The following is a 17,079-nucleotide window of genomic DNA, read 5'->3' on the forward strand; positions in this document are numbered from 1 at the left end:
CGACATCATTCACCTGCCGAGAATCGAGCCATTTCGGTTTCCGGTAAATTCCCGAAAGATGGGACCAGGACCATGCAAGCCCTAGAAGCTACCGTATACGAGAGAGAGAAAGTCACCCGCCCGCAGTTCCTTGCGTGGCTCACCGCATTCGCGGGGTGGCTGTTCGACTACTACGAGATCGCACTGATGACGTTCCTGATCGTGCCGATCGCGGCGGAGTTCGACCTCTCCTCGCAGCAGACCGCACTCCTGCTCTCGCTCCAGCTCCTGGGCATTGCGGTCGGAGGCGTTGTGTTCGGATACCTCGGAGACCGGATCGGGCGCCGTCGCGTCCTGATGATCACCATCGTGATATTCGGCGTGTTCACTCTGGCCCGAGCCTTCGTGACCGACTACAACATGCTTGTCGCGTTCGGCATACTCGCCGCGATCGGACTGGGCGGCGAATTCGGAGTCGGGCAGTCCCTGGTTTCGGAAGCCATGCCGGCAAGCAGCCGTGGCTGGTGGGGCGCCGCACTCTACAGCGGGGTGGGACTCGGACTGGCCCTGGCCGCCCTGGTCGGCGGATATCTGCTTCCCGCCATCGGCTGGCGCTGGGTCTTCGCCGTGTCGTGTCTGCCGATCCTCCTGGCGATCCTCGCGAGGTTCGCTGTACCCGAGTCCGACGAGTGGGAAGCTCAGTCTCGTGGTGAACGCGTCTCGACCGACTGGAAGCTGGTGCGCTCAAAGCTCTTCCTCAAGCCGTTCTTCCTGTGCCTCACGGCCTGTGCGATCGAGTTCTTCGCCTTCTACGGAGTCGCCGCTCTCCTGCCCAAATACCTCATCGAGGTACAGGGGTTCAGCTTCGGGAAAGCTGCCTGGTGGACGATGACCGTGGGTCTGTCGATCTTCTTGGGATCAGTGACCTGCGGAGTTCTGGCCGACCGCATCGGACGTCGGCTCACCTGGTGCATCATGGCATCCATCGCCGCCCTCGGGAGCGTCCTGCTCGGCATCGTCCTGGAGGCCGACGCGCAGGGCTTCCTGAGCCTGGCACCGGTCTTCATCATGTACTTCGGCACCGGCGTCGCCGCGGCCTTCGGCCTGGTCTTCTCCGAGCAGTTCCCAACTCGGGTCCGTTCGTTGGGCGTCGGCAGCTCACTTCAGCTCGGACGAGGGCTTTCCTTCTTCCCGCCACTCATCGCCGCGGCCGTCTATCCGGTGTACGGATACTCGGTCCTCGTCTTCTCGGGTGCCGCCCTCTTCGCCGTCCTCGCCGCCGTGGGATGGGCGTTCAAGGAGGGGCGCGGGCGGGCCATGTCCGACATCGAGGCCGACTTCGCCGCCCATTGACGAAGCAGTCCTTCATGTGCGGCACCGAGGGGAGCTGCCGCACATGAACACCTGGGCAGCGGCCGCATGCGAAAGGGAAGTCTGTCAGTGCTGGACATCGCCGACGAGTTGGTCCGGTGGGTGGAGCGTGGGCTCGACTTCGCCGTGGCCACAGTGGTGGCCGTCAGCGGCAGTGCGCCCCGGCAGCCGGGCGCGGCCCTCGCCGTCGACGGTGACGGCCGCGCCATCGGGTCGGTCTCGGGCGGCTGTGTGGAGAGCACCGTCTACGAACTGTGCCGCGAGGCGATCGAGGACGGACGCAGCCGACTGGAGCGGTTCGGGTACAGCGACGCCGAAGCCTTCACCGTGGGTCTGACCTGCGGCGGCGTCATCGACATTCTCGTCACACCGGTCCGGTCCGGGGACCGGACGGTACGTGACGTGCTGGCAGCGGCGCTCACGGCCGCCGCCACCGGGAAGGCGGCGGCGCTCGCGCGTATCGTCTCCGGCCCGCCCGACTTGATGGGCCGCGCCCTGCTGGTACGTCCAGGCGGTCGTCGGCAGGGCAGTTTCGGTGGCCACCCCGAACTTGACCGCGCCGTGGCCGTTGAGGCACTCGCTCATCTCGACGCCGGCCGCACCGGCACTCTGGAAGTGGGAGAGCAGGGCTCTCGCTGCGGCGCCCCGCTCACGCTCCTGATCGAGTCCTCGCTGCCCGCGCCGCGAATGATCATCTTCGGTGCGATCGACTTCGCGTCGGCGCTGGTCAGGATGGGCAAGTTCCTCGGCTATCACGTCACCGTCTGCGACGCACGGCCCGTGTTCACGACCGCGGCCCGGTTCCCCGACGCGGACGAGATCGTCGTCGAATGGCCGCACCGCTATCTCGAACGCACCCACGTGGACGCCCGCACCGTACTGTGCGTGCTCACCCATGACACCAAGTTCGATGTGCCCGTGCTCCACCGCGCGCTGCGTCTGCCGATCGCCTACGTGGGCGCCCTGGGCTCCCGCCGGACTCACATCAACCGCAACGAGCGCCTGCGTGAAGCGGGCCTCACGGATGGGGAGCTGACCCGACTGCGCTCCCCGATCGGTCTCGACCTCGGCGCCCGCACTCCGGAGGAGACCGCGGTGTCCATCGCCGCCGAGATCGTGGCCCAGCGGCACGGGGGCAGCGGAGCTTCACTCACCGGAGGACACATCCCCATACACCACGGCACAGAGACAGACGGGGAGCACACAACCTCGAGGCACCCGGCGCTCTGAACCTCCCCAGATTGGGGGCGAATGGCCTCGCTTGCTCAGACTACTCGTGCGCGGAATCCATCGTCCGCTAGCCCGGAGTGAGAAGAAGTGCCTGCTCAGACTTCTCAAAAGCCTATAGATCCTGCCCCTGAAGCGCCCCTTGGAGCGGCTGGCGGCGCACCTGCGACCGATCTGCGTGCCGACGCCCGCCGCAACCGCGCGCGCGTCCTGGAAGCCGCGCGCGAGGTCTTCGCCAGCCAGGGCGTCGACGCGCCATTGAGCGAGGTCGCCCGTCGGGCCGGTGTCGGTGTGGCCACCCTCTACCGCCGGTTCCCGACTCGCTCCGATCTTGTCGCCGCCGCCTTCGACGACCATCTCACCACGTGTGCGACGGCTCTTGACGCGGCATTGGCCGACCCCGACCCCGCGCACGGACTCTTCGGCTTTCTGGAGACGGTGTCCCTGACGTTGGTCACCGAACACGGCTTCGACATGGGTTTCATGATTGGCTTCCCCGAGGCGTTGGACTACAACGGGGAGCCAACCCGCGCCGCGGAAGGCCTGTCCAGCCTGATCCAGCGCGCCCGCGAGGCCGGACAACTCCGCGACGATTTCGACCCCGCCGACATCGGTCTCCTCTTCCTGGCCGTCAGCGGACTGTCCCACCAGCCTCCCGAAACCGCGCTGCCCGCCGCCCGGCGCCTCGTCACCTACCTCCTGCAATCCTTCCAGGGCCACACCCTCAGCCCACTTCCCCCCACCGCACCGATGGACCTGGCCGGTCGGCGCCGACCGGTGTCAGAGCGGTCCGTTGGCGCGCGCTCACGCAGCGTGGCACACCCGCAATCCTCGGCAGGGTCCTCCGGTCGGCACGCACAGGACAGCTGACCAGGACAGGCAGCCCCGCGAGCTGTACATCGATTCACCGCGCCTTCGTTTCACTGCGCGGAGGAATCGGGCATCCCCAACTGTCCACGCCGAGCACTCCCTGTCCAGACGGTGTACGTTGACTGGAGTAAACAGATCGGTATACTCCACAAAGAGGTACTCGCGGTGGCCGTGCCCCAGAACATGCGCTCAATGAGAATCGTCGGGCACGGAGGACTCGATGTCCTCCAGCCGGCAAACGTGGCCGTTCCGGCACCACGGCCAGGTGAAGTACTGGTCCAGGTCAGCGCGGTGGCACTCAACAACACGGACCTGTGGACCCGACAAGGCGCCTACGGTCGGCCGGAGGACATGAACGCCCTGTCGGGATGGCGCGGCCCCATCGGCTTCCCCCGCATCCAGGGCGCCGACGTAGCAGGCCGGGTCGTCGCCGCCGGCACGGACAGCGGCCGGAACCTCGTCGGACGCAGAGTGGTCGTGGACCCGGCGATCTACGACTCCGACCGGCCCGACGCAAATCCGGTGGGCCTGATGGGGAGCGAGCGTGACGGCGGGTACGCCGAGTATGTGACGGCCCCCGAAGCGCGTGTGCACGACATGACGGATTCCCCGCTCACCGACGACCAACTCGCGTCGTTGCCGACCGCCTACGGCACGGCACTGGGCATGATCGAGCGGGGTCGGCTGCGGGCCGGAGAGACGGCCCTGATCTCAGGAGCCTCCGGAGGTGTCGGCCTCGCCCTGGTCCAGCTCGCCCGAGCTCGCGGTGCGAGGGTGCTCGCCATCAGCAGCGGCTCGAAGGTCGAGCCGGTGCGCGACGCAGGTGCACACGAAGTCGTCGACCGCGCACAGGACATCGTCGGGCAAGTGCGGACCGCCGCGCCCGAGGGGGTCGATGTCGCCCTCGACGTCGTGGCCGGGGACCTGGTGCGTGAGGGCCTTCCCCTCCTGCGCGAAGGGGGCCGCTGGGTGATCGCCGGGGCACTTGGCGGACACCAGGTTGCCTTCGACGTACGCCGCCTCTACCTGCACAACGCACAGGTGATCGGCTCCACGATGCACACGCCCACGCACTTCGACCTCCTCATGGACATGGCCCGGCGTGCCGAGATCCAGCCCGTCGTCGCCGCGACGTTTCCACTCGGCGAGGCGGCCCGGGCCCAGGCGGAACTCGCCCGCAGGAATCATGTGGGAAAGATCGTCCTGCATCCCTGAGAGCCGGGCCCGGGGCCGGGACCGTGCCGCACCGGGGTAGGCCGACAACACTCGCTGAGTGTGCTGAGGCCGCAGCCAGGTCCTCGCAGTCGGGGCAGTCGGGCATCTCATCTCACGCTGCACGGTCGGACATCGCCGGCTGAATGGCCATGCCGGCCACGGCCCGCCATCCGCCGGGCGTCTTGTCGATGGACAGGTCCTGCGCGATGGCAGCAACGATGGCCAGACCGCGACCATGTTCGTCGGGATCACTGGAGCTGCCGGACTCCGTGGCTGGGCCGTGATCCTCAACCGTGATCTCGAGAGCTGATCCACTCAGCGTGACACCAAGGGTCATCGCGTCGTGCCCGTGCTCGACCGCGTTGGTGAGGAGCTCACTGACGACCAGCTCGGCCGCCTGCGTCTCGTCGGTGCCGAGCAACCAACCGGAAAGGATCACCGACACGCGCTTCCTGAGCTGCCCGACCGACTCGGGCTGGGCCGGTGCACGCAAAGTGATACGTCGCACGCTTCGCGCCGGGAACGCGGAGTGGAGACATCCTCGGCCCGAACCGGGCGCCGCCACAGGCATGGTGCCAAACCTCGCCAAGGTAGACATGGCGGCTACCTCCGTTCGCCTTTCGTATGATCTCGGATCGGATGATTTCGACAGGAATGACATTAGAAGCGGACAAGTGGAGGGTCAAACGTTTGATATGAAACTCCGAGCACTTGGACGCACCGCGGCGACGACCGTCACGGCCGCACCCCGGCCGGACGCCTCCACAACTTCATTGACCCTGCGGGCAACGTCTGCGAAGGTAGTAGATAGAACGTTCATTACGGATGTCTGTAACGAGGACATCACACTCCTGGAGAGGGAGGACGCGTCATGAGACTGCGTGCCTTGTGGCGTACCGTCGTGACCACCGGCGCCTTTCTCCTGCTCGGAGTCACGACGGCCCCTGGCAGGGCGTGGGGGGCGGGAAGCGATCATCGTTTCCGTGATCGGGCTCCCTCCCTCTACGCGGCACGCGGACGGACTCCCCCAGCCGGCCCGTGAGCCGCCCCTCAGGTGCTCGACGCACAGGCCGGTGAGGCGTGTCCGCAAGAGGGGCCGGGAGCCGTGCCGGACGCGAGCTCAGTCGCGGAGGCTTGGAGCAACGCGACAACCTGAACGGAAGACTCGCGACAACGATGAACGACACTCTCTCGGTGGACCTGAGCGGCGCGAACGCCTTCAGCGATTTCGCACGCGAGTGGCAGGACCGGATGGGCGAGCCGTTTGCGCTGGCGCCCTTCAGCCGGCCGTCCGTCGACGGGTTCGGGGCACGATCCCAGGGGTTTCGACTGCGGGACGTGATGTTCAACCGCTTCGAGAACACGGCCTCTCTCCAAACGGCCGGCCCACGCGTCGGGGCCGACGACCACGTACGCCTGTGGATCGTCCACCGGGGCACCTGGCGGTTCGGAGAAACGGACGGGAGAACCGAGCACACGACTCCGGCCGGCCGTCTCCTGGTCCAGACTGGGGAGTTGTCGCATTTCGCCGCGACACCACACACCAGCGTCCAGGTACTCGTGCTGCCCGCTGCCGAGATCCGGATCGGACGGGGGCAGACGGCCTCCGGTCCGATCGACACCGCCGAGGTGCGGCTGCTGACCGCACACGCCACCATGGTGGGCCGGGTGCTGGACGGCCTCGGCCCGGTCGGTGTCAACGCCGCTCGCGACACTCTGGCCGAACTGGCTCGGGCAGCGGTCCAAGGCGGCCTCGACGACGTGGAACCCCGGCTGTCGCCGGCGCTGGTCCAAGCCGCGAGGGACTTGGCCGACCGCCGACTCACCGATCCCGCGCTCTCTCCCACGACTGTCGCGCGGAAACTGAACGTCTCCGTGCGTACCCTGCAACGGGCCTTCGCCAACGAAGGGCAGTCATTGAGCGCATACATCCGGGACCGCCGCCTCGATGAGGCGCGCCGCGCGCTCGTCACACCGTACCGGCGCATGTCCATCACGGAGATCGCCGCTCACTGGCAGTTCGCCGACAGCGGTCACTTCGCCCGCGCCTTCCGAAGCCGCTACGACCAGGCTCCGACCGACTACGCCGCAACCACCGCTTCTGGGGACTGCAGAGCGTCCGACTCCTTCTCGTAGTCTGTGGCAACGAGGGTGGAGAGTCCCCCCCCCCGCTGACGTAGCACACGGCGGGCTGGCCTCGAAGGCCGACGACTGGGTCGGCGGCACGGGCACAGCGGCGCACGTCGTCCCGGCCGCGAGTGCGGTCACCATCCCGCTGACTCAGGTGGCAGCGACGGGTCCCGTGCCCGCACCGGTGATCAGGGAGTTCTGACGGTATGCGGCGGACACCCGACCCACGTGTCGCACTCCGGCAGCGTCACGCTGGACCCAGCCGACCGAGCCCCTGGCCGCAGCACGGACTCGTGCCGAAAACCCTCAGTCGCGACACCTCAGCGACAACGCGCGGGTGGCGGCCCGGGTGGTCCATGCCTGGGCCCGGTCGAACGACCACGAGCGCTGTCCCACGAGCGTGGTCCAGGCATGCGGGCCGAAGTGGAACCAGAGGACATCCAGGGCCTCCGCCTCGTCCACCTCGTCCGGTAGAGAGTCCAGCGCGCCGAGCCGTGCGGCCACGTGGGTCAGCGCCTGTACGAAATCGTCAGCTCCCCGGTCGAGGACGGTCTTGACCGCCAGCTCTCCAGGGGGGTCGCGGTAGAAGAGGCCGTACACCAGGTCCCAGTGGCGTTCGTGGGCAAGCCGGGTCCCCCTGGCCGTCAGCTCGATCACCTCGCACGGATCTTCGCTGGTCGTGACCGCTGCGAGGTGTTCGGCAATGGCCGGTTCCGTAAGAGCCGGCTCCAACAGGGCGAGCAGGATGGCCGACTTGCTCCCCGCGCTGCTGTACACGGTGGGGACGGCCACGTTCGCCGCCTGGGCGATTTCACCGATGGTGACTCCGGCGTAGCCACGCTCCAAGAAGAGCGCACACGCGCTGTTCAAGATGACGTCCCGAGTCTGAGCAGCCAGATCGGAACGGCGGGGCGAATGGTACTTCCTGCTAGTCACCAGGTCATCATACGCCCGCCGGACGAGGCATCAATATTGACAATAGGTACCTCTAATGAAAATGTCTTACTTCATGGAACGAGAGATGCGCCAGGACCCCACGGCCGTTGTAGAAACCCGACTTGCCCATGAGACGCATCGCCTGGCCACCGCTTTACTGGTCGAGGCGGCCGGCCGCCCCGCAGTGCCCCGCGCGGCGCTCGCCCGGCTGCGTGACTTCGTCGTCGCCAATCTGCGTCACCACCACGAGACCGAGGACGAGCTGCTCTGGCCGCTGATCGCCGCAGCGGCGCCGGCCGCAGCCCAGGAACTCGCGGCACTGAGCCAGGAGCACACACGTCTGGACGCCGCACTCGATCGCCTGGCGGCCGTCGCCATCGAGGACGGCCGCCCTGCCCGTGTCGCGCTGCGCGAAGCGGCCGTCGCGGTACAAGAGGCCGTACAGGCGCACCTGCTCCATGAGGAACCGGTACTCCTCCCCGTCCTGCGCGAACACATCGCCCCCTCTGAGTGGGACGACTTCGCGCACAAGGTCATCGCCAGCACCCCGCCCGCCGCGGGGCACCTGATGATCGGCTTCCTGGACGAGGCCGGTGCCCCCGCCGAGGTCGAGTTGATGCTGAAGGGCATGCCCGAACCGGTTCGATCTCTCCTGCCCGAGCTGCGCCGGCAGGCGGCCTCCGACCTCCGCGTGCTGCGTGGGAACACCGCATGACCACCGTCCCGGTCGAATGGCCGGACGTGGCGGAGAGCGTGATCAGAGGCGACCTCACCGTCGCGGTCGCCTACGGAACTCCCGCGGGCGGCGCCGTCGTCACCAGTGTCTCCCCGGTCGGGCTCGCGGACCGCGAGGCGGGTCGGGTCGGCTTCACCACCTCGCTCGGCTTCCCGAAGAAGCTCGACCGCATCCTGCGCGACCCACGGGTCTCACTGGCCTACCACACCCGGGAGCACGGCTTCGCCGAAACCAACGCCTACGTGCTGGCCCAGGGCACCGCCTCGGTGGACCTGAGCCCGGCACCGGAGCGGCTGGCCGAACTCATGGCGGCTGCCGAACCCTTCCTCGGTGCCGCCCCGAAAGGGCGCCTGTGGGACTGGCTCCTGCGCGAATACCACCAGGAACGCGTCTTCGTAGATGTGCATGTCGACCGCATCGCGGTCTGGCCCGACCTGATGGCCCGGGGACCTCTCTCGACGACGGGCCCGACCTGGCCGTCCCCACCGCTCGAACAGGAGCCACCGAAGAACGGCACGACGCCACGCGTCCCGGTCGACGCCCTGGCGCGCCGGATGGAGCCCCTTCCGCACCGAGTCCTCGCATACCAGGGCTCCGACGGCTACCCCGTCGTCGTCCCAGTGGCCGTCACCGGACACGACTCGGCAGGGCTGCGGCTCCAAGCGGCGCCCGGGGCTCTGCCCCCGGGCGGCCGACGGGCCGGATTCCTGGCCCACGCATTCAACCAGCAGTGTGTCGGTCTGAGCATGCGCACCCTCACCGGCTGGCTGTCCGTCACGGAGAAGGGGGCCCGCTACGCACCGCACACGTCCCACGGCCTGGCGGCACCGGCCAACAAGACGCTGATCGCGACGACCAATGGACTCCTGGCCAAGTACGGCCTGCGGCAGGCCCGTCGTAACGGCACCCTCGCGCGCCTGCGCGAACTCGTCGGGGAGGCGACACCGTCACCGACGTCAAGATCATGACGCCGGGCGGCCTCTGGGACGGGCGGTCGTGCGCTCCGCCATGAACTCCTCGCGCAATCGATGCTTCTGGATCTTCCCGGATCCAGTCAAGGGGAATTCGGTGACGAACCGCCATATTCGAGGCGCCTTATGCGGTGCGAGACGCTGACGCACATGGGCGAACAACTGCCGCTCACCGGCGACCTTTCCGTCGGCCAGGCGGATGAACGCACCGACCTGTTCGCCCCACACGGAATCCGGGATTCCCACCACGGCGACTTCGGCTACCGCCGGATGGTCGACCAAAACCTGCTCGATCTCGCGCGGATAGATGTTCTCGCCACCACGGATGATCATTTCCTTGACTCGGCCGTCGATACGGAGGTATCCGCGATCGTCCATACTCGCGAGGTCTCCGGTATGCAGCCACCCATCCTTATCGATCGCTTCGGCGGTCTGCTCGGGCAGGCCGAAGTATCCGGTCATGACGTGATAGCCGCGGGTGCACAGTTCGCCGGTTTCACCGCGCTCGCACAGGTCGCCGGTGCGCGGATCGACAATCTTCACCGCGCAGCCGGGCAGTGGCCGCCCGATCGTGCTCGCCCGGTCTTCCGGCGCGTCCTCCAATGCGGTCATGGTGATTCCGGGTGACGCCTCGGTCTGTGCGTAGATGTTGGCCATCGGCACACCGAGTGCTGCTTCGGTACGGCGGACCAGAGAGGGCGGGATGGTCGCGCCGCCGGACAGCGCGTAGCGCACGGAGGACAGGTCGGTGCGGTCGAACCGAGGGTGATCGAGCATGGCATGGAGCATGGTGGGCACCCCACCGAAGACCGCGCTTCGTTCGGATTCGATCAACTCCAGCATCAACGCCGGGTCGAACCAGGGCGGCATGACATAGGTGCCGCGCGACGCGAACGTGGCCAGCAGGGTCAGGACGCAACCGGCCGTGTGGAACAGGGGCATCGGACTGACGAAGGACTCACCGGGACGCATGTCGAAGATGCGGACGTACGACAGCTGCGCATTGTTGGTAATACCGCGATGGTGAAGCAGCGCGCCCTTCGGCGTTCCCGTCGTACCCGACGTGTACTGGATCTGCGCCGGATCGCCGGGACCGACCGTGGGCAGTCTCTCGGTCGGCGATCCAGAGGCACGGAATGACGCCCATTCCTCGAGCAGTACCGCTTCCCTCAGCAGCGGAAGATCGGCACTCAGGCCGGAGAGCGTCTTCTCCATCGAGTTGCCGCGATATTCGCGCACCAGGAAGACCCCGGCCGCCTCCGACTGTCCGAGGACATGCAGCAACTCGTTCCTACGCAGCGTGGGGTTCACCGTGACCAGGGTCAGTCCCGCGAGTGCGGCGGCAACCTCCAGCATGATCCATTCTGGGATGTTGTTGGCCCACACCGCGACACGTTCGCCCGGCCGGAACCTCCCCAGCAGGGCCCGAGCGGCCTGCTCAGACTCCTCGAAGAGTTCTGCGTAGGTCCAGCGTCGCCGGGCCGACGGGTCGGGAACGCCTTCGACGAGCGCTGTCGCGGATGCCGCCCGCTCTACCGCCTCGCTGAGGAGTGATCCCACTGTCTGCTCACGCACTGATTCTGACCCCACTGCATCCCAAAGGGCTGATTCAGCCAACGCGCAACCTCTCACCCAGGGGCAGAACGACCATTCTTACTCACCAGCATGACCGAGAGCCTCTCTCCCTGTCAATACCGAACGTTCTCCCCCTTGGGTTGGCGGACAGCCGGCAAGGGACCCGCCGCGTCTCCTCCGCGTCCGTGGCAGATACCTCAGGCGACCAGGCCGGCGCTGGTCAGCCAGATGTGTTCGCATGTCGCCGAGGCGTCTTGGAGCTTCTCGCGGGATTCCTGTGAAGCGTGGTAGAAGGTCCGCTCGATCATCCAGCACAAGGCGCGTGCCATCGATGAGGCTTGGTCCGGTGCGGTGCCGGCCTGGATGCCGGCGCGTTCGAGGACGGCGGTGATGGCCGCGATGAACAGGTCGGCCGTGTGGTTCCACAGTTCGCCGATCTCCGGCACGGTCAACGACAGGTCGATCGCCGTGCGCATGACCAGGCCGTGCTCATTCCACAGCTCGACCGTGCGCTGCATGGCCGCCGTGATGGCCGGGCGGGGCTCGTCCGTCTGCGCGGTGACCCGGGACCGTTCCCACAGGTGCTCGACGGTCCGGGCCACGAGCGCCGTGACCACTTCCTGCTTGGAGCCGAAGTAGAAGTACAGGGCGCCGCGTGTGATGCCGGCGCCCTGGGCGATGTCGCCAACGGTCATGGCGTCGTAGCCCTGTTGGGCCAGCAGGGCCTCGCAGGTGTCGAGGATGGCCCGCTCCCGGACATCCCCCTTGCGCTCGGTGGTGCGTCGGCTTCGCGCGGGCTGGTGGCCGGGCATCAGAGCTGAGCGCCCTCGGCGAAGTCGGTCGTACGGGAGAGGGCCTCCCATGCGCGGATGTCCTCGTCCACGGCCGCGCGGGCGGCGGTGATCAGCCGCAGCGCGTCCGAGCCCAGCACGAGGTGGGCCGGCGGCCGCTCGACCGAGGTGATGTGCACGACCGCTTCCCCGGCCTTGGCCGGATTGCCCAACTGGTTCCCGCTGGCCTTCTGTCGCGCCTCGCGGACGGGGACGAACAACTCGTCGTAGTCGTCGACGGTCCGCGCGACGCGTGTCATGGACCGTCCGGCCCAGTCGGTGCGGAACGAGCCGGGCTCGATCGCCGTCACATGGATTCCGAACTGTGCGACTTCCTTGCCCAGCGTCTCCAGGATGCCCTCCAGGGCGAACTTGCTGCCGTGGTAGGCGGACAGGCCGGGGACGGTCATGAGCCCGCCCATGGAGGTGACGGCCATCAGATGTCCGCGGCGGCGCCGCCGCATGTGGGGCAGCGCCGCCCGCAGGGTGGCCATTGCCCCGAACACATTGACCTCGAACTGCCGCCGCACCTCGGCCAGCGGGGTTTCCTCGAAGGTGCCCTCAAGGCCGTAGCCGGCGTTGGCGATGACGACGTCCAAGGGGCCGACGCTCTGCTCCACCTCCGCGACCGCACAGGGGACGGCATCGTCGTCCGTCACGTCCAGCAGGCGACCGTGAGCCCTACCGGGCCTGAGTTCCTCGAAGGCCCGCAGGTCCTCCTCGGAGCGGACGGTGCCGACGACGGTATGACCTGCGGCCAGGGCGGCCTCGGCGAAGGCACGTCCGAGGCCCGTGCTGACGCCGGTTATGAGCCAGTTCTGGTGCTTTTGCACTGTTCCTCCAAAGAGGGCTTGCAAGGAGTCGGACTACTCCCCCCAGGAAAAGTCTACATGGCGTCGATTTTTATCGTCACCGCGTTGATTCCGGTAGTGATCGCGACCGCTGCGTCCTACGCGTCAGGACTCACCGCGGCGTCGAGCGAGAGGGACTCCGGACAGCACGCGGTTGCGCCGACGAGTACTCAGGTGCCGCGGACGACCGGGGCGGAGTGTGCGTCGAGCGCATCGAGCACCGCGTCACCGTTCGTCCTGGCCCACTCCGTCAGCACCTGGATCGGATCGATCAGAGTCGCCCCGAGCCGGGTCAGCTCGTACTCGACACGAGGCGGCATCTCGGCATGGGCGTGGCGGCGGACAAGGCCGTGCGCTTCGAGCCTCCGGAGCGTCTGGGTGAGCATCTTGCGGGAGACCCCGCCGATCATCTCGACCAGTTCGCCATGGCGCGCGGGCCCCTTGCTCAGGCCGTAGAGCACGACCACCGTCCATTTGTCGGCAATCAGCTCGACCGCCAGTCGCGCGGGACAGTCGACGAGAAAAGGGTCACCGGGACGGAAAGCGCTCATGGCGTCCCATGGTAGATGCGCCAGAGATACCTGCGGGTCCCTGTCATCGGACACTCACCATCGTCGACGAGCCCGAGCCCCGCACTCTGCCGGGGCGACGGCGATGCCGGGGAATCTCGCCCTGCCGCCGGTCCGGCGCGGAAGAACCACCCACGGAGCTCAGGCGGGGCGGGCGGTCACACGATCACGGACACCGTTTTGACCTCCGTGTCGGCCAGAATGCCCTCGTAGCCGAGGTCCCTGCCGAGACCGGACGATTTCACGCCGCCCCAGGGCGTCTGCGGCCCACCGGGAGCCCAGCCATTGACGCCTACCGCGCCCGCCTGCAGCCCGGCCCGCAAGGTCGAATCAGCGCGGCGATGTCCGGCAATCGCTCATTCTGGGCGTATACGCGTCAACGTCACGTCATGGTGCGCGAGATGGGTAAGGAGCAGTTGCGCCATGACGGCGGTGGCGTCGTCGGCCTTGAGAAGCCGGTCCGACTCTGGTCCCTCCGAAGGGAAGGCGTAGTGTCCAGGCCGGACAATGGTCCGGCTGAAGAAGTCGCAGAAGACGTCGAAGAACGCTTCGTCGGAGCGAGCGGGAGCGTCCTGCCCCAGGGCCCTCAGTCCGGATTCGACAATGGTGTTGATGTAACGACGTCGAGCGTTCCGCTGATGGCGGTCCTCCGTGAAACTATTCTCCTCCGAGGCTTCCACCACTCGAAGCGTCCCGCTGTCGCCGCCGGGACTCTCACCGGGTGGTTGTCCTTCACGAACCTTGACCAGGGCCTCTTCCATCGAATCCGCGTGGATGAACCTCACATGCCTGACTCCCCTGTCGGGACTCTCCAGCTCGACGCGAAAGCGCGGCGAATCGTTCTCCCGGCCATCCGCTGAAGTCGGAGGCCGGTTCGCGCCATCGCCCTGTGGTGTCCTGGTCATTCCCTCTCCTCGGACGGCTTGTCAAGAGCGTTGCGAATCAACGACACAGCGACTATACACAGTATGTATACATGAGCGTAGGGGCCGCCGCCGACCGTCTCGGGACCGGCTTCCGACGCAAGGCCTACGCGGGAGGTGCCTCCTGCGTGCGCGTCGGACCGGTGGCCGGTTCGTATCCCCCGGTGACCATGCGCCCGAGGGCGCGTAGGAAGCCGTCGGTGTCAACAGGAGTGTCTGTCGCGACGAGAGCCGCGTAGCCGATGAGGGACGCGAGAGCGACCTGCGCGACAGCGCCGCTGTCTTCCGGCTCCGGTCCGCACTCCCTCCCCGGCATGCGCCGGGCGTCCAGCACGGAGGTGAGGTGCCGTTGAAGCGCATCGTGGCGTTCGCGGGCCACGGTGGCCAGGTGGGGCGTAACCGCCGCGTCTCCCCAGATCAGAGAGACGAGGCGGGCATGCCCCGTGCCTTCCGGCGGGGTGACATAGCCGATGAGCCGGCCGAGGAGCTCCGCTGCGCTCTCCGAGGGGAAGCCGCCCGCTTCCTGCTGACCGTCGCGTCCGGCGACGACGGCCAGCACCAGGTGCTCCTTGCTGGGGAAGTACCGGTACACCGCCCCGGTGGACAAACCGGTGGCGCGGACGATGTCGGCCATCGAGGTCCCGGCGAAACCGCGCTCGGTGAAGGCCTCGGTGGCCGCTTCGATGATCTGCCGTCGACGTGCATCGAGGTGGGCCTGCGTCACTTTGGGCATGCTCGCGCCCGCCCAGGTCCGTGCGGGCCGCCGTACCGCGCGTCTCGATGACCGGTCGGCCCGCGACGGGGCCCGGGGGCAGGGGATCGACTCATGAGGCCCAGGATACTGAGTTCCTGTATAAAAGAACGATCCCTCGTTTTTTTATTGACCAGAGAGAAGAAGACACATGGGCACCGCACCTGAGACGACGTTCGTGCTGGTACCGGGAGCGTGGCTGGGGGCATGGAGCTGGCATCCGGTGGCGCGCGTGCTGCGGGAGCACGGCCATCGTGCGCTGACCGTCACGGTCCCCGGACTTTCCTACGGCAGCTCTCCGGTCGGCCTGCGGTTGAGGGACGCGGTCGACCATGTCGTCGGCGAGGTGGTGGACCGCGACCTGACGAACGTCGTCCTGGTCGGCCACAGCTGGGGCGGCTACCCGGTCACGGGCGCCGCGCACCGACTGGCCGACCGGGTGCGGCACGTCGTGTACTACAACGCGGTCGTACCCGAGCGCGGTGTCTCGATGGCCGAGGAGAACGAGGCATACGGCGCGCTCATACGCGAGTCCATCGCCGCCACGTCGGACGGGACCGTCCCGCTGACGCTCGACGCGGTCCGCTACGGCCTGCTGCAGGGCGAGCCGGAGGAAATGCACGAACTCGTTTTCGGCCTGACGCTGCCGCAGCCGGGCCGATACATGACCGACGCACTGGAAGTGCCCTCGGTCACCGAGGCCGGCCTCGACGCCTCCTACGTCCTCGGTACCGACGACACGTCACTGGCCCGGCCGGGAACCGAGTTCGCCGCTCGTCTGGGCGTCGAGCCTCACATGGTGCCCGGTGGGCACATGGCCCTGCTGAACCACCCGGAGGACATCGCGACCGCACTGCTCAAACTGCTCTGAGCAGTGCGGGGACGGCCCGGCGCCGGTCAACACCGGGCCGGGTCAGGGCCGACGCGGCCTATTCCGGTCCGTCGGCCGGTGGAGGCTCAGACCGGGCAGCGCGGTGCGGCACTGCCCGGCGCCCTTGCGGAACCATGACCGGCAGCAACGCGCGGTTCCACCCGAAGGCGCGCAAGCCCGCCGAGCGATGTCGACGCGGGACCTTCCGGCAACCGCCGCGACACGCTCCACCGCTCGCGCAGCCGGCGACGGGAAGTGAACCGGATACGGCACCGCGCCGAGTGGGTACGGTGACTCGGCCCGTGTGACGGTCACCGCTGCTCCACAGAGCGCCCATCCCCGGGCTTTTTGGCGTGCGTGTCGTCACCAGAGGACCGGGACTGCCATGGCGGGATGCCGCGAAGTGCTCCGCGCCGCTCTCGCGGCACTCTCAGCGCAGGGCCCTGGTGAGGCCCAGCGCCGCGGTGCGCACCGCGGTACCGAGCTGCGCCGGATACCAGCGAGCCACCGGGACGGCCACCGAGATGGCGGCTGCCACCGTGCCGTCGGCGGCGAACACCGGAGCCGCCACGCAGTTCACCCCGGGCACCGCTTCCTGCTCCTCGTAGGCGAGACCGGCGAGACGGGCCTGGTCCAGCATCACGCGCAGGCGGTCCGGATCGGTCACCGATTGAGGGGTGAGGCGGGGCAGCGGGCCCGCCAGCAGTTCCTCGGTCTGCTCACGCGGAGAGAACGCGATCAGCGCTTTGCCCACCCCGGTGCAGCTCAGGGGCAGGGTGCCGCCCACCCTGGACGGCAGGGGCAGCCTCTCATGACCATGGATGCGTTCCAGGTAGACCACCGACCAGTCCTGCCGGACGCCCAAGTGCACCGTCTCCCGGGTCGCCTCGTACAGGTCCTGGAGGAACGGCAGTGCCACCTCCCGCAGATCCTGGCGGCGCGGCACCAGGCCTCCGAGATCGAAGAGCAGACCGCCGAGCTGGTACTCCTGCCCCACACGCTCCAGGAGTCCGAGACGCACCAGGTCGGCGGCGAGCCGGTGGACGGTGCTCTTGGCCAGTCCGGTGCCCGCCGCCAGTTCCGTCAGACGCCGCCTTCCGCCCGCCGGGCGGAAGCAGTCCAGCAGACTCACAGCCCTGTCGAGCATGCTGCCCTGCGCTGATTCGTTCCCTGCCACGGATCCAGCCTGCCACGAAGGTCCTGCCCCGTAGCCATGTGTTCCGCGTGATGGAACGTTCCTTGGCCTGCGCCCGGCATCCGTCTATACCTGCCTC

General features: G+C 67.9%; 18 protein-coding genes. 8 read left to right on the plus strand and 10 right to left on the minus strand.

The window, feature by feature from the left end; genetic code table 11:
- Nucleotides 1-72 precede the first annotated feature (72 nt).
- From ACIQFU_RS35045 to ACIQFU_RS35060, 4 genes are all read left to right on the plus strand, one after another.
- Complete coding sequence (locus tag ACIQFU_RS35045; RefSeq protein ID WP_402557084.1) at nt 73-1,332, plus strand: MFS transporter; 1,260 nt, start codon at nt 73-75, stop codon at nt 1,330-1,332.
- 87 nt (nt 1,333-1,419) lie between these two features.
- Nucleotides 1,420-2,580 carry an XdhC family protein gene (locus tag ACIQFU_RS35050; RefSeq protein WP_402557086.1) on the plus strand — a complete coding sequence of 387 codons (1,161 nt, stop codon included), beginning with the start codon at nt 1,420-1,422 and terminating at the stop codon, nt 2,578-2,580.
- 87 nt (nt 2,581-2,667) lie between these two features.
- Nucleotides 2,668-3,447 (plus strand): TetR/AcrR family transcriptional regulator, encoded by a 780-nt coding sequence (locus tag ACIQFU_RS35055; RefSeq protein ID WP_402557087.1) that lies wholly within the window; start codon nt 2,668-2,670, stop codon nt 3,445-3,447.
- 183 nt (nt 3,448-3,630) lie between these two features.
- The gene (locus ACIQFU_RS35060; RefSeq protein ID WP_402557174.1) at nt 3,631-4,662 is read left to right on the plus strand and encodes a zinc-binding dehydrogenase; all 1,032 of its coding nucleotides are present in this window, start codon (nt 3,631-3,633) and stop codon (nt 4,660-4,662) included.
- A 112-nt stretch (nt 4,663-4,774) separates the two neighbouring features.
- On the opposite strand, the gene ACIQFU_RS35065 is transcribed toward ACIQFU_RS35060, so the two are convergent.
- Complete coding sequence (locus ACIQFU_RS35065; RefSeq protein WP_402557089.1) at nt 4,775-5,323, minus strand: ATP-binding protein; 549 nt, start codon at nt 5,321-5,323, stop codon at nt 4,775-4,777.
- 473 nt (nt 5,324-5,796) lie between these two features.
- Here ACIQFU_RS35065 and ACIQFU_RS35070 point away from each other — a divergent pair, with 473 nt between their 5' ends.
- Nucleotides 5,797-6,798 carry a helix-turn-helix domain-containing protein gene (locus tag ACIQFU_RS35070; RefSeq protein ID WP_402557091.1) on the plus strand — a complete coding sequence of 334 codons (1,002 nt, stop codon included), beginning with the start codon at nt 5,797-5,799 and terminating at the stop codon, nt 6,796-6,798.
- Nucleotides 6,799-7,098: 300 nt separating this feature from the next.
- On the opposite strand, the gene ACIQFU_RS35075 is transcribed toward ACIQFU_RS35070, so the two are convergent.
- Nucleotides 7,099-7,728, minus strand: a complete 630-nt coding sequence (locus ACIQFU_RS35075; RefSeq protein WP_402557092.1) for a TetR/AcrR family transcriptional regulator — start codon at nt 7,726-7,728, stop codon at nt 7,099-7,101.
- Nucleotides 7,729-7,801: 73 nt separating this feature from the next.
- Here ACIQFU_RS35075 and ACIQFU_RS35080 point away from each other — a divergent pair, with 73 nt between their 5' ends.
- Nucleotides 7,802-8,443 (plus strand): hemerythrin domain-containing protein, encoded by a 642-nt coding sequence (locus tag ACIQFU_RS35080; protein WP_402557093.1) that lies wholly within the window; start codon nt 7,802-7,804, stop codon nt 8,441-8,443.
- On the plus strand, nt 8,440-9,432 hold the full coding sequence (locus ACIQFU_RS35085) for a hypothetical protein (RefSeq protein WP_402557095.1): 993 nt from the start codon (nt 8,440-8,442) through the stop codon (nt 9,430-9,432). Before ACIQFU_RS35080 ends, ACIQFU_RS35085 begins: the two co-directional genes overlap by 4 nt.
- Here the strand turns inward: ACIQFU_RS35085 and ACIQFU_RS35090 are convergent.
- From ACIQFU_RS35090 to ACIQFU_RS35120, 7 genes are all read right to left on the minus strand, one after another.
- Nucleotides 9,427-11,010: an AMP-binding protein gene (locus ACIQFU_RS35090; protein WP_402557097.1), complete on the minus strand. Its 1,584-nt coding sequence runs from the start codon at nt 11,008-11,010 to the stop codon at nt 9,427-9,429. The two genes, ACIQFU_RS35085 and ACIQFU_RS35090, sit on opposite strands and share 6 nt — an antisense overlap.
- A 197-nt stretch (nt 11,011-11,207) precedes the next feature.
- The gene (locus ACIQFU_RS35095; RefSeq protein WP_402557098.1) at nt 11,208-11,822 is read right to left on the minus strand and encodes a TetR/AcrR family transcriptional regulator; all 615 of its coding nucleotides are present in this window, start codon (nt 11,820-11,822) and stop codon (nt 11,208-11,210) included.
- Nucleotides 11,822-12,673, minus strand: coding sequence for an oxidoreductase (locus tag ACIQFU_RS35100; protein WP_402557100.1), 852 nt, complete (start codon nt 12,671-12,673; stop codon nt 11,822-11,824). Before ACIQFU_RS35100 ends, ACIQFU_RS35095 begins: the two co-directional genes overlap by 1 nt.
- 188 nt (nt 12,674-12,861) lie before the next feature.
- On the minus strand, nt 12,862-13,242 hold the full coding sequence (locus tag ACIQFU_RS35105; RefSeq protein WP_402557101.1) for a winged helix-turn-helix transcriptional regulator: 381 nt from the start codon (nt 13,240-13,242) through the stop codon (nt 12,862-12,864).
- Between the two features lie 176 nt (nt 13,243-13,418).
- Nucleotides 13,419-13,583: an aldehyde dehydrogenase family protein gene (locus ACIQFU_RS35110; RefSeq protein ID WP_402557103.1), complete on the minus strand. Its 165-nt coding sequence runs from the start codon at nt 13,581-13,583 to the stop codon at nt 13,419-13,421.
- Nucleotides 13,584-13,616: 33 nt separating this feature from the next.
- Nucleotides 13,617-14,165: a hypothetical protein gene (locus ACIQFU_RS35115; RefSeq protein WP_402557105.1), complete on the minus strand. Its 549-nt coding sequence runs from the start codon at nt 14,163-14,165 to the stop codon at nt 13,617-13,619.
- Between the two features lie 124 nt (nt 14,166-14,289).
- Nucleotides 14,290-14,907, minus strand: a complete 618-nt coding sequence (locus ACIQFU_RS35120) for a TetR/AcrR family transcriptional regulator (protein ID WP_402557107.1) — start codon at nt 14,905-14,907, stop codon at nt 14,290-14,292.
- A 178-nt stretch (nt 14,908-15,085) separates the two neighbouring features.
- Here ACIQFU_RS35120 and ACIQFU_RS35125 point away from each other — a divergent pair, with 178 nt between their 5' ends.
- Nucleotides 15,086-15,805 (plus strand): alpha/beta fold hydrolase, encoded by a 720-nt coding sequence (locus tag ACIQFU_RS35125; RefSeq protein ID WP_402557108.1) that lies wholly within the window; start codon nt 15,086-15,088, stop codon nt 15,803-15,805.
- 430 nt (nt 15,806-16,235) lie between these two features.
- Here the strand turns inward: ACIQFU_RS35125 and ACIQFU_RS35130 are convergent, their stop codons facing one another.
- Entirely contained in the window at nt 16,236-16,952 is a 717-nt protein-coding gene (locus ACIQFU_RS35130) for an IclR family transcriptional regulator (protein ID WP_134655997.1), read from the minus strand.
- Nucleotides 16,953-17,079: the final 127 nt, after the last annotated feature.

Source organism: Streptomyces sp. NPDC093065, assembly GCF_044754585.1.
GTDB lineage: Bacteria > Actinomycetota > Actinomycetes > Streptomycetales > Streptomycetaceae > Streptomyces.

Excerpts from the sequence above, each read along its gene's own strand:
- ACIQFU_RS35080 (WP_402557093.1), top strand. The coding sequence starts at position 7,802 with ATGGAACGAGAGATGCGCCAGGACCCCACGGCCGTTGTAGAAACCCGA.
- ACIQFU_RS35105 (WP_402557101.1), bottom strand. The coding sequence starts at position 13,242 with ATGAGCGCTTTCCGTCCCGGTGACCCTTTTCTCGTCGACTGTCCCGCG.
- ACIQFU_RS35060 (WP_402557174.1), top strand. The coding sequence starts at position 3,631 with ATGCGCTCAATGAGAATCGTCGGGCACGGAGGACTCGATGTCCTCCAG.
- ACIQFU_RS35065 (WP_402557089.1), bottom strand. The coding sequence starts at position 5,323 with ATGTCATTCCTGTCGAAATCATCCGATCCGAGATCATACGAAAGGCGA.
- ACIQFU_RS35130 (WP_134655997.1), bottom strand. The coding sequence starts at position 16,952 with ATGCTCGACAGGGCTGTGAGTCTGCTGGACTGCTTCCGCCCGGCGGGC.
- ACIQFU_RS35125 (WP_402557108.1), top strand. The coding sequence starts at position 15,086 with ATGGGCACCGCACCTGAGACGACGTTCGTGCTGGTACCGGGAGCGTGG.
- ACIQFU_RS35045 (WP_402557084.1), top strand. The coding sequence starts at position 73 with ATGCAAGCCCTAGAAGCTACCGTATACGAGAGAGAGAAAGTCACCCGC.
- ACIQFU_RS35095 (WP_402557098.1), bottom strand. The coding sequence starts at position 11,822 with ATGCCCGGCCACCAGCCCGCGCGAAGCCGACGCACCACCGAGCGCAAG.
- ACIQFU_RS35085 (WP_402557095.1), top strand. The coding sequence starts at position 8,440 with ATGACCACCGTCCCGGTCGAATGGCCGGACGTGGCGGAGAGCGTGATC.
- ACIQFU_RS35115 (WP_402557105.1), bottom strand. The coding sequence starts at position 14,165 with ATGACCAGGACACCACAGGGCGATGGCGCGAACCGGCCTCCGACTTCA.